Annotated in this window: 10 protein-coding genes; 3 read left to right on the top strand and 7 right to left on the bottom strand. The window is 40.2% G+C overall.

The genetic code is table 11. From position 1 onward, the window contains the following. Positions 1 to 60: 60 nt before the first annotated feature. The 5 genes from ACFE93_RS31665 to fdxB all read right to left on the bottom strand — a co-directional run bounded on the left by ACFE93_RS31665 (position 61) and on the right by fdxB (position 4,865). Positions 61 to 660 (bottom strand): heme-copper oxidase subunit III, encoded by a 600-nt coding sequence (locus ACFE93_RS31665; RefSeq protein ID WP_375479623.1) that lies wholly within the window; start codon positions 658 to 660, stop codon positions 61 to 63. 489 nt (positions 661 to 1,149) lie between these two features. After that, positions 1,150 to 2,838, bottom strand: coding sequence for a cytochrome c oxidase subunit I (gene ctaD / locus ACFE93_RS31660; protein ID WP_375479621.1), 1,689 nt, complete (start codon positions 2,836 to 2,838; stop codon positions 1,150 to 1,152). Positions 2,839 to 2,985: 147 nt separating this feature from the next. Continuing rightward, entirely contained in the window at positions 2,986 to 3,975 is a 990-nt protein-coding gene (locus ACFE93_RS31655) for a cytochrome c oxidase subunit II (RefSeq protein ID WP_375479619.1), read from the bottom strand. Positions 3,976 to 3,988: 13 nt separating this feature from the next. Further along, complete coding sequence (locus tag ACFE93_RS31650; protein WP_375479617.1) at positions 3,989 to 4,180, bottom strand: hypothetical protein; 192 nt, start codon at positions 4,178 to 4,180, stop codon at positions 3,989 to 3,991. A gap of 391 nt (positions 4,181 to 4,571) precedes the next feature. Beyond that, positions 4,572 to 4,865, bottom strand: coding sequence for a ferredoxin III, nif-specific (fdxB, locus tag ACFE93_RS31645; RefSeq protein WP_375479615.1), 294 nt, complete (start codon positions 4,863 to 4,865; stop codon positions 4,572 to 4,574). 1,073 nt (positions 4,866 to 5,938) lie between these two features. Between fdxB and ACFE93_RS31640 the strand changes: the two genes are divergently transcribed. Next, positions 5,939 to 7,534 carry a helix-turn-helix domain-containing protein gene (locus tag ACFE93_RS31640; protein ID WP_375479613.1) on the top strand — a complete coding sequence of 532 codons (1,596 nt, stop codon included), beginning with the start codon at positions 5,939 to 5,941 and terminating at the stop codon, positions 7,532 to 7,534. 170 nt (positions 7,535 to 7,704) lie between these two features. Here ACFE93_RS31640 and ACFE93_RS31635 read toward each other — a convergent pair whose 3' ends face one another. Continuing rightward, a complete protein-coding gene (locus tag ACFE93_RS31635; protein ID WP_375479611.1) occupies positions 7,705 to 8,682 on the bottom strand; it encodes a sucrase ferredoxin in 978 nt (325 codons plus the stop codon). A 1,346-nt stretch (positions 8,683 to 10,028) separates the two neighbouring features. Between ACFE93_RS31635 and ACFE93_RS31630 the strand changes: the two genes are divergently transcribed. Next, positions 10,029 to 10,781, top strand: a complete 753-nt coding sequence (locus tag ACFE93_RS31630; protein ID WP_375479609.1) for a Mut7-C RNAse domain-containing protein — start codon at positions 10,029 to 10,031, stop codon at positions 10,779 to 10,781. An 18-nt stretch (positions 10,782 to 10,799) separates the two neighbouring features. On the opposite strand, the gene ACFE93_RS31625 is transcribed toward ACFE93_RS31630, so the two are convergent. Beyond that, positions 10,800 to 11,021 (bottom strand): hypothetical protein, encoded by a 222-nt coding sequence (locus ACFE93_RS31625; RefSeq protein ID WP_375479607.1) that lies wholly within the window; start codon positions 11,019 to 11,021, stop codon positions 10,800 to 10,802. Positions 11,022 to 11,119: 98 nt separating this feature from the next. Between ACFE93_RS31625 and ACFE93_RS31620 the strand changes: the two genes are divergently transcribed. Continuing rightward, positions 11,120 to 12,079 (top strand): ROK family protein, encoded by a 960-nt coding sequence (locus tag ACFE93_RS31620; protein ID WP_375479605.1) that lies wholly within the window; start codon positions 11,120 to 11,122, stop codon positions 12,077 to 12,079. Positions 12,080 to 12,227: the final 148 nt, after the last annotated feature.

The raw sequence follows: 12,227 nt of genomic DNA, 5'->3' as shown, positions 1-12,227 counted from the left end.
GGATGAGGGAGTGAGGCAGAATAATTAATGCCCAATGCCCAATGCCCCATGCCCCATGCCCTAAAACAAAGTAAGAACGTACACCAAGGTGAATAACACAATCCAAATAATGTCTACGAAGTGCCAGTAAATTTCTGTCATTTCGATAAAAGTATGATTGGTTGCAGAATATTCACCGGAACGACGCGATCGCCACAATACACGTAATATCAATAACAGTCCGACAAAAACGTGCAAACCGTGGAACCCGGTCATGATATAAAAGCAGTTGGCGAAGACGTTAGTAGTCAGTCCGTATCCTAAAGTTGAGTACTCATAAACTTGACCACCTAAGAAAATTGCCCCCATGATTGCGGTAATTGCGTACCACAGTTGCATTCCCTTGACGTTATTCTTTTTAATCGCCGTATCACCGAAGTGAATCACGAAACTACTAGACACCAGAATAATCGTGTTAATCGTCGGCACGAGTAATTCTACTTCACTTCCTTCTGGAGGCCAAACAGCTGTACTGCTCCGAAAAAACAAATAGGTAGCAAAAAATCCCCCAAACATTAGGGATTCAGAAGCGAGGAACGTCAACAATCCCCAGACTCTTAAATCTGGATGTTCTTCGTGTCCTGCACTGTGATCTTTGCTTGTGGTTGTAGCTATAGTCATAGATTTTTTGACAATATTATCCACTGTGTCTGTTGTGGAAGCTTGAATAAAGAATGAAGTCTGAAGCGGCACATTTTCATTCCTCATCCAAAATCCTTATTTAACCGAACTCTTCATTTGTTCAGGAATTATCAAAATTCCGAGTTTCGAGTTCAGAACTCGGCCTTTGATGTTCAGAACTCGGCCTTTCGAGTTCAAAACTCGGCCTTTCAAGTTCAAAACTCGGCCTTTCGAGTTCAAAACTCGGCCTTTGATGTTCAGAACTCGGCCTTTCGAGTTCAAAACTCGGCCTTTGATGTTCAAAACTCGGCCTTTGATGTTCAGAACTCGGCCTTTCGAGTTCAAAACTCGGCCTTTCGAGTTCAGAACTCGGCCTTTCATGTTCTGAGCTTGGAGTTTCGATTTCCAAGCTCAAAACTTCGATCTCCCAGCTCAAATGAATAGAAGTTGCAGTCACTTTGAGAGCGATCGCAATACTCACTCTACTAATTAAGCACTAGCTGACGGTGTTGCAGATGGCTCTATTTCAAGCCTGTTATCATGACCGTAGTCATAAGGGCCATGAGTAACAACCGGCAATACTTCCCAGTTTTCAATCGCGGGTGGCGAGCTAGTTGTCCATTCTAAGGTCAAAGCTTGCCAAGGATTATCACCAGCCAAAGGCCCTTTCAGCCAACTGTAGAGCATGTTGATGGTGAAAGGAATTACCGATATCGCCAAAACAAATGAACCAAAGGTACAAATTTGATTGAGGTCGATAAATTGAGGGTCATACATTGCCACTCGTCGCGGCATTCCTTGCAAACCCAACTCGTGCATCGGTAAAAAGGTCAGATTAGTACCGATGAAAGTCAAGGCAAAGTGAATGCGTGCCAAGTTTTCATTCAGCATTCGTCCGGTCATTTTGGGGAACCAGTGATAAATGCCGGCGTAGATGCCAAACACGGAACCGCCAAACAGAACGTAATGGAAATGTCCTACTACATAATATGTGTCGTGGACGTGAACATCAAAGGGGGCTGTTCCCATCGTCACACCACTTAAGCCGCCCATGACAAACATGGACAACAAGCCAATGGCGAAAAGCATTGCACCTGTGAAACGGATTTTACCACCCCAAAGGGTAGCAACCCAGGCAAAAATCTTCACGCCGGTGGGAACTGCAACTATAAGAGTGGAGATAGTGAAGAACATCCGCATCCAACCGGGTGTGCCACTGGTGAACATGTGGTGTACCCAGACGAACAAACCAACAACGCAGATGGCTACACTAGAATAAGCGATCGCTTTATAACCAAAGATTGGCTTGCGGGAGTGAACTGGAATTACCTCGGACATGATGCCGAAGATGGGCAGAATCATTAAATATACTGCCGGGTGAGAATAAAACCAGAATAAGTGTTGATAAATTACAACGTTACCGCCTGCATCTGGTTTAAAGAAGGAAGTGCCAAAGTTGAGGTCAAACAACAGTAGAACTAAACCGGCTGCTAATACAGGTGTGGAGAGAAGCGCCAGCAGGGAGGTTGCCAAGATTGCCCAACAAAATAAAGGCACTTGATCCCATTTCATGCTAGGAACCTTCATCATCAAAATGGTGATCACAAAGTTCAGCGAACCCAAAATTGAGGAAGTTCCTACTAAAACGATCGCTAATATCCACATAGTTTGAGCGATTGGTGCTGTCACCAAGCTCAAGGGTGGATAAGCTGTCCAACCAGATTGCGAACCACCAAAGATGAAACTACCTAATATAAGCGCACCTGCTGGTGGATTTAACCAAAAGGCGATCGCGTTCAGCTTCGGGAAAGCCATATCCCTAGCACCGACCATCAACGGCACTAAATAGTTACCAAATCCCCCAATCGCGCTAGGGACAATCCACAGGAAGATCATGATCGTCCCGTGATTGGTCATGAAAGCGTTATACAGATTGGGGTCGAGTACGTCTGCATCTGGTGTTGCTAATTCGACACGGAGAGCAACAGCCATCAGTCCGCCAATGAGATAGAACACAAACGCCGTCACGAGGTATTGGATACCAATAACCTTATGGTCAACATTAAATGTAAAATAGTCCTGCCATTTCCACGCCTTTGGATGGGAGGTATGGCCAGCTACCATTTCTGGTTTATTTTCTTCCGGTGGAGTATTCCGTGGAAATTCTACCTGCGTCATATTTTTGTCCTTTGTCCTTTGTCCTTTGTCATTTGTTGTTTGTCCGTTGTCATTTGTCCGTTGTCATTTGTCCGTTGTCATTTGTCAGTTACCAATAACTAATGACCAATGACTAATGACCAATGACCAATGACCAATGACCAATGACTAATGACCAATGACCAATGACTCTAGAGTTGCTGCACTAATTCCCATATCATGGGTGTGGGGCGCGAGAAACTCTGATGTTGATAAGTCGGCTGGATTAATTGCAACGACTTGATTTAAGTTTTGCTGTTGAGCAATTTGGTTTTCTGTCCGCCAGCTATTATATTCTTCTGGTGTGTGGACAATTACCTGTGTCCGCATTGAACCGTGATAACCACCGCACAACTCAGCACAAACTACGGGATATGTACCTGGTCTGGTGGCAACAAATCGTAGTTCGGTAGGGATACCAGGAAGCGCATCTTGTTTCAAGCGGAAGTTTGGCACCCAGAATGAATGAATTACATCTTGTGCTGAAAGGTTAAGTTGGACATCAGCACCAACGGGTATGTGCAATTCCCCAGAACTAATGCCACTATCAGGGTAATTAAATAACCAGGCGTACTGTATGCCTTTGACATCAACAACTAAGTCAGCTGGTTTGTTTAGCGTTTGAGGAGACGCGCCAATGCCAATTGTTGGGGCTATTGCTGGGGCAGTTGTTGCTTGGGAAGTATCGCTTAATGTAGCTGCAATAGCACTCCCCGGTATATGAGCAACATGAGCTGCTGAATGAGGATGACCCGCAGGCTCAAAGCCGCCCATTCGATTAAAAACATCTACACTGTAGATGCCCAAGCCGAGGACAATTACTGTGGGAATTGCTGTCCAAAAGATTTCTAAAGGAACGTTGCCTTCCACCCACACGCCATCGCCATCGTCACCCCGACGGTGACGAAACTGAATCAAAAACATTACAATTGTTCCTTCTACCACCAAGAAGAGTGCGATCGCAATGGTAAACATGACGTTGAAAAAACCGTCTACCAAAGGCGCTTGTAACGATGCCTGTACGGGCATGAGAGTGTGGTTTTGACCAATCAAAATGCTGATTGCTGTAACTACTATCCCAGCAACCAGAGTCCATAGTGAAACAGGAACTTGTTGCATACATGCTACCTGTCTAAACAGTCTTTTGAGGTGTTATTTTCTGGAAATTGGGCATTGGGGAGCCAGTGCGTTGGGCAGGCAATACCCGACTTGTTCGCGCAGCGTCTCTCCTTCTCCCAAAGGGAGAGGCTAGCGCCAAGGGAGAAGCAACTGGCGTCACTGGGCATTGGGTATTGTTATCTATTCCCCATTCCCTATTCTCCATTCCCTATTTCCCATTTCCTTTTCACTTATTAACTTTCTAACGTGCAGCCATAAAAAATGGGGGAAACTTCCAGATTTTTTCCATATCTTTCCCCCAAAAAATGACAAATTATATTTCAACTCATACCACAAAGTTAGCCCCCTGCTTCAATCAAAGCTAGTTGTTTCAAAAGGGCACTGTTAGACCTAATATTGATTAGGCTATATTAGCAGCAAGTTTAAATTTGTTAATAGCTAACATTTTGCGAGCCACGGATTTGTTTACTGCAAACTTTTTATTAATTACAGTAAATATTTAAGATTCCCCTCTAGTTACCTTGCCTAGCGCATTTGCGCTTTATTCAAACAGTGCCTCCTACAACAAACAACAATTTTGACTAACTCCAAAAACCTTAATTATTTAATACAACGTGGGTGTAGCAGTTCTTTGGGCAGATCCGCGAACAAGCTTCACAACCAATACAGTTTTCTGGAGAAGTAACTGCCATTACTTTCCGTTCAATTTCTTCATCATCTTCGTCTTCTACAAATTCGCCTTCTTCATTCAGTGCTTTCAAACCTAGCACATTGTACCCGCATACTTTAACGCATCTGCCACAGCCGATACATTTCTCTTTGTCGATTTCTTTAGCAAATTTTGGTGTCCAAGCTTTACCGCCAAATGTCAAACCTGTTAGTTGTGCCATGAATAAATCCTCGGCAATTTTGCCTGTCAATCTGTTTGTGCATTAACCATCATATTATCCTAATTTTTTATTGTTTTGTACTCAAAAATTACTTTTATTACATCATTTTTCGATGACTTTGAACACAATAGTAAATTGTTTTTTGTTTCAATTTATAGATGAAAATTATTGCAAACAATTCTTATGAATATTTAGTATTCCTCGTTCTCCTGCTCTACATGGAAATGCATTCACCGAGTCTCTGACTCAATATCTGACTGGAGGCAGCAGCCCACAATCGGCCATTTCCATACAGAGCATAAATAAAAAGTTGAGGATTTAAAACCTATGCAGATGAGTAAAGCCTCGTGTATATGTGGTTTATAACTGCCGATTTAACTATTATTTCCAGCAAATGCAACTATATCTATAAGAGTAATGACATTATTTTTCAAATATTTTTTGAGTTAGGCAAACAAATTTAGATAAAAAGTATACATATATACCATAAAAAATGTTCGTTACTAACATTTTGATATATGCAATATGTATTTGATAAAGCAACAATTTTCAATTTAGTTTGATTTAAATATTTAGATGAATGATGACAAAATGAATATTCTTCTTTCGTCGTAATCAACAGAATTAATTTATGAAGGAACTGTAAATTTTATGGCAGAATATTATCATGTCTTAAATATTAAAATTATTAACAAATCAGATGAGGTCTAATTGTAAAAAGCTTAAATATTTCCTAAAAATACTTTATGTAAGGTTTTATGGTCAAAGTTGAAATGTTCATTAAGTAGTTAATTAAATAAATTTTAAAGAATGGTTAAAGCTCAGTACGAACAAATTAATCATTTTATTCATGAAATGTATAGTTAATAAGAAGTTTTGTCAAACTCAATTTGAAAGCCTTAAATAGTTTTTAAGTGGATGCGAAGTTAACAAGTAGATGTGGTGATTGAATGTGGTGAGAAAAGACTATTCTCACCATAAAGATAATGTGGTAGCGAGTCATGAAAACACAGGACTCATCCAGGGGAGACCTGAGCCAGACATCTCAACGATTAGAGTGGGAAAAGAGCCAAATGCCTTATACAATTCCTAACAACAGTTGCGTTGGATGTGACAACTGCCGCCCCCAATGTCCTACGGGTGCAATCAGAATAGAGGACAATGAATACTGGGTTGATCCTGGTCTTTGTAATAATTGTGAAGGCTATTATTCAGAACCGCAATGTGTAATAGCTTGTCCAACTAATTCTCCCATTCCTTGGCAGGCGAAAAAGGGAAGATGCAAAGTTGAACCAAGAGATGCTACCAGCTTAGACTTGTTTTCTAATGGCAAGAATAATCCATTTGCCTCAGCGATCGCAATTTGGGAAGCTTGTAATGTATTAGCGCAGCGCACATCCCTACATTGGGAAACTGATGAAGAAGGCTACATCAGTTACAGCCGACAAGTCAATCAAGGGCGAGGTGCGATCGCTTTTCATATCCAAGATCCCTTCAAAGTGAACGACAAGGCCACAGATATAGCAGCAATTGAGGGGCTTGACATCAGAGCCGCTTGCATACATCTAATTTTTGCAGCTTATGCTACAGCCTTAGAGCAACCTTGGGAGCAAGAATTTGCGATCGATGAGCGACAAATTGAGAAATATTTGGGGATGGAGAAACGCAAAGACTTGAGTAAAGCTGCCAAGCTAGCTTTAATGAAAAATATCGTTCAGCAAGCTTGCTCCCTAATTATCTCCATTGACTGGCCCCAACAAGGTCGACTTAACGGATTCTCTGTTGTCGGCAGCCGCTTATGGCACTTGGTAGATATTCAACACCACTTTCAAGAAGACAATCTCGGATGCAAATATCTGATTGGACTAACTTTTAAAGTAAAAGCAGGTATTTGGGCACAATATTTCTTAAACAAACAAGCATGTAAAGAACGAACCGCATTCTATCAATACGGCAGTCTACCCAAAACATTGCTAACCACAGTCATGAGCATTTGGCAGCAACATGAAGGCGCAGTTCGACTAATGCTGTGGTTGCTGTTTAAAACTAAAATGGGCAAAGAACAACGCATTACCATTCCTACTTTGCTGCGTATTGCTTACGGCGAAGAAAAAGTCGCCCTTGCATCCAGACAACGGGAAGAACGCAAACGTCTGCTGCGAACCTTTGAAAGCGATTTGGAAATTCTCAATCACTATGGAATGAAACCGCTTTTCGATCCAGTTACTTACCCACCAGAAATTCAACCTTTGTGGGCGAAATTAATCGATCTTCCCGAAGATCCAGATGAAGCATTAGAATTTTGGACTAATGACGGTGGTGCTGAAACTCGCCTCACAGATACAGGCCCCCGTGGTAAATGGAATCTGCTCATGAATGCGCGGATTTTGGCTTTTGAACTCCCGCCAGAATGGGAACAGCAAATCTCAGAATCGGAAAAAAAGAAAACAAGAACTGCCAAAGCCAAAAAGAAGCCCAAAGCTACAAACGATTTGCTAGGCGAACAGATTTTGCAAGCGCGAAAAAATTTGAATCTTTCCCAAAGAGAATTGGCAAAACTCACAGGTAAAAGTCAAAGCTGGATTCGAGATATTGAAAATGGTCGTTTAAAAGCCAAATTAGAAGACCAAGTACTGTTACGAAAAGTCTTAAATATGGTTTCATCTTGATTCAATATTTGGAATTGAAACACAGAGAGACGCAGAGATTTTATTACGAATTTCTAGACCTTTATACTAAATACAGTATTTAATTAATTCGTAACAAACTAAATTTTGTAATATTCTGCGTTCCTCTGCGCTTACCTTTGCGCCCCTCTGCGTTTAAAAACTCTTCACTTCTATGTACTATAACTCATTACCTTACTAGAGGTAATCCAAAAACTACCGACAGCATATTTAGTAACTACCAACTCTCGTGTAGCATTGCATGAACTCTTCAGTTGTTGAGTCTTGGTTTCATCTTTCACAAGTTTAGCCTGGTAAGTGTAGAGAGAACCACAAGGTTGTTCAAAACTAAGTTCAGCTAAGATAGTATTATTGTCTAAACTTTGCTCTAAAATTTTGCCTGCAACTTTGTAGTTAAACCAATCCCATCCTTTACAAAGGATTAACTCTCTTTCCAAAACCTGAAGTGTGGCAGGCAGAGTTCCCCAGCCTCGATAGACTTTATGTAAGCATTGAATATCACCAGTACGAGTCAAAATTGATCTAAATGAATCTTGATCGAGACGACCGTAGTATCTTCCTTCTGGCAAGTCTATAATTGTTGGTGCAAACCGATGTCCACCAAAGTGCGATGATTTCCAAATTCGCACATTATCTAAGCACAAATCAGCATTACTCGCTGTTACATGGAAGTAAAAAGGAGCGCCATATCTTGCACAACACTTATCATGACTACCGTGAGTACAAACTAAAATATCTCTAGTTGTAGTAGTTTCCACTTCAGAATTAAAATTGATACCCCATATCCATTTTTGGACTTCTCCTGCTACTTGCTCAATATTTGCTAGCTTAAACTCTTTTTTCTGGTATCCATTACTTAGCCCCTCTTGTTTTTGATAAATCAAAAGTGTAGTGTGATTTACCTTGTGTGATACATCATTAGCAATTAAGAGGAATCTAATCGGTAGTTTAGCACGCTTCACTTCTTCTACCAAAATCCTCAAATTCTGAGGCACCCATTTGGAATTAAAGGCTTCTGATGTCCAAGGCAAAGGACACTCAACTAAAATATAAGTTTGATAATTAGTGGCACTACCAATAACATCTTCTCCTACTTGCAGTGAATCGTCAGAACAAAAAAAAGTATTCATTTCGCTGTACTCATTAGCATATTTTATAGACAAAAAGTATTCCCAAATACAATCGTGTTCTTAGCTACAATATGCTTGACTAAAAGAGAAAAAAAAGAACAATATTTATTTCTCAGTTCAAAATAGGTAGCTACTTTATAACATCATTATTGATTGAGGTCTTTCCGGTTAATAAATTCTCCACAATAAAGATAAATAGTGTCAAGAGATATTTTTCCGTATGAGTGGCGTTAATTTTGTATCTAGTTTTATTGTTATTTGGTATTTAATAAATTTTAATTTGCGGAAACTTAGTTTTTTTAAACTTGGTTTCTTTGGCAAAATCAAATATACAGCACTTTTCTTTTACATGAGGTACAAAGTTACGGGTTTTGAGGCAGGAGGCAGGAGGTAGAAACTCTTTATATTTGATGAGTGAGTTCTACGTTTTGTACCTCATTTACTTGCAAACTGCTGTATTAAATCTGGTCATAGACGCAAAGCGACTTGGAGAGTTACCAACGATTAACTTGCTTACAATATTGATGTAGCTGATACTACAATCAAAAATATTCTTAGCAGCAACCTAGTTGTTTAAAGTTTTGCTGAAATTATCTACATAGTTAGTTACAGATCCTGTTTTTACATATAAAAATATAATTCTGTCCTGCTCTTATGAAAAATATATTTCTAAAGGTAGATGCAAAAAAAATTTAACAAGCAGCTATTGCTTTGGTAAGCCAATACTGTTTTAAGACTTCTTCCACACTATCTGCTTGCAATGTATCTATAAAAATATCCATATTGCAAATAATTCTCAATAGATTAAGAAAAGTAAAAAAGTCAAATTAGGGGTAAATGCTTTACTTTCCCATACTCCATCTGCGATAAGTTAATAATTAAAAGTAGTGACTAATTATTAGCAGCGTCACTGACATTAACATTAACAAATTTGGTATTTAGCGTTTTACCTAATCTAACTTCCCGAAGATAGTGTCAGGGTTTGATGATAGGCATCTGCTTTGACTTTAACTGAAGTCAATAAGAAATGCAAGTATTTAAGAATCTTTATGACTCCTTTACAGTTTGTTGCCTCTAAGACATTGATTAAATCAAGGTGAACAGGCATTTAATCGTAGAGATATCTTAATATAACAAGCATTGATAGCTTCTAATTTAATAAATAAAGTTTTGCAATTGTGACGAATTGTTGCTAGGAAAGGCGCACTTACTAAGTAAAACGATGTGGGAAAACCAAACTATGTTAAGAAAAATTAAATAGGCTCAAACCCTCTTCCCTCCTGCCTCCTGCTTCATCGCAACGATAAATATTTACACCGACCTACTTAATCCAAATATCTGTAGCTATGGCGATCGCATATTTCTACTTTCATGCAGAATTGAATCATTTTTTACCACGGCATCACAAACAAGTGAGAATCTCTCATGTTTTTGAAGAGAAAGCCTCAATTAAGGACATGATTGAATCGTTGGGTGTCCCTCATCCAGAGGTGGATTTTATAAATGTTAATGGTGAATATGTAAATTTTTCTTACATAGTTTCTGATGGAGACACTATCAATGTCTATCCAATTTCAGCTAGGAAGGTTATTATACCAACCGTTTCTGTTCTGCCAAAATCGCTCAGTATTATCCGCTTTGTTTTAGATATTCATTTAGGGAAGCTTGCGACATCTTTACGACTTTTAGGTTTTGATACTTTATACCGCAATGACTACGAGGACGAGAAATTAGCCCAAATATCCTATAATCAAGCGCGGATTCTCTTGACTCGTGATAAAGGTCTATTGATGCGTAGTTTGGTAACGTATGGGTATTATGTTAGAAACACTAACCCTGAACAACAAATCCTAGAAGTACTGCAACGCTTTGATTTGTTTAAATTAATCTCACCATTTAAACGGTGTTTGCGTTGTAATGGATTATTAGAATCTGTAGAGAAGCAATCCATTATCGATCAAGTGCCAGAAAATGTGCGATCGCAGATTGATCAATTCCAGCGTTGCCAAGACTGCGATCGCATTTATTGGAAAGGTTCACATTATGAACGATTACAACAGTTTATTGATGGAGTACTTAACTCTCAAACAAATGAGTAGGTTAGTAATGCCAATTAGTTAACTACCTGAAATATTAGCATTAATTATTTGAGTACCCCCAATTCTGGGATCTTCATCTTCCTGATTTAAATCATCAGGAGTAGGGTTTTGCTTACTCTGTCCACTAACTTCTTCTGGTTCAATGGGATCTGCCTCTTGAGCTTTATCGACATCAAGGGAAATAGGAGGTTCTTTGGCCTGAGAAAAATCAATGAGTGGATTGGGTTGATCGGGAGTCATAATTTACTAAATTAGTATGCCATTTTCTTTAGTGTTGAATTTATTTTGCTTGCAAACATCTTTCTTGAGAAAGAAACCACGTATAGGTATAAAAAACTATGACATTAATTTTAGCTCTCGATTTTGGCGGAACTAAGCTGGCAGCAGCAACAGTAAATATCGGTTCTAGAAAGTGGTTGTGTTATGAACGTCGTCTCTCGCCAGTAGGTGCAGATGCTAATACTGACTTGGAAATTATGCGATCACTCATTTACTCTCTGTTGCAAGACACAAAACCTGCTGCGATCGGTGTCAGCTTTGGCGGCCCAGTTGACGCTTCCACGGGGACAGTACGACTATCTCATCATGTAGCTGGATGGGAAAATATTCCTCTCAAAGCTTTGTTGGAAGAGGAGTTTGGCGTTACTGTTGGTGTAGATAATGATGCCAATGTTGCGGCTTTGGGCGAACACCGTTTTGGTGCTGGTCAAGGATACGATAGCCTGTTTTATATTACTGTCAGTACTGGCGTGGGTGGTGGTTGGATACTCAACGGTAAGCCTTGGCGAGGTGCTGGTGGAATGGCTGGCGAAATTGGACATATCGTTGTCGATCCTGCTGGGCCAGTTTGTTTGTGTGGGAAGCGGGGATGTGTGGAACGTTTGGCGTCGGGGCCTTATATGGCGCAAAATGTTAGGGAAATTTTGGAAAACGAACTGTCAAGACGCCGACGAGGAGAGGTTTTGAGGAGTTTGGTAGGTGATAATTTAACATTGTTGACGGGACAGTTGGTAAGTGAAGCTGCGGCTGCTGGGGATGATTTGGCGAAGGAAGTTTTGCACAAGGCTGCTTGGGCGCTGGGTGTGGGTATTGGCAATGTGGCGAATTTGATGAATCCGCAGCGCTTTGTGTTGGGGGGCGGTGTGACGAAAGCGGGGGCAGATTTTTGGCAGGTGGTGCGTCAGGTGACGCGGGAGACGGCTTTACCAGAAGTTAATTTTGAAATTGTCCCAGCAATTTTGGGGGATGATGCGCCGTTGTGGGGGGCGGTGGCTTTAGCAGAAATGGGGATGACTTGAAAGGTAAAAAGGCAATTGCTTTTCTGTAGAGATTTTATATGGACGATTGCATTATTTAACCTAAAGAAGTCAGGCAAACCAGTTAGCAGTAACATATATAGCGTTTACCAGTCTAATGAAGTACACTAAGTAAAATAAATCAGTGTAT

The organism is uncultured Nostoc sp. (assembly GCF_964247315.1).
Lineage (GTDB): Bacteria > Cyanobacteriota > Cyanobacteriia > Cyanobacteriales > Nostocaceae > Nostoc.
The sequence above is the reverse complement of the archived record's forward strand: the minus strand, read 5'-3'. Positions and strand labels throughout refer to the sequence as shown.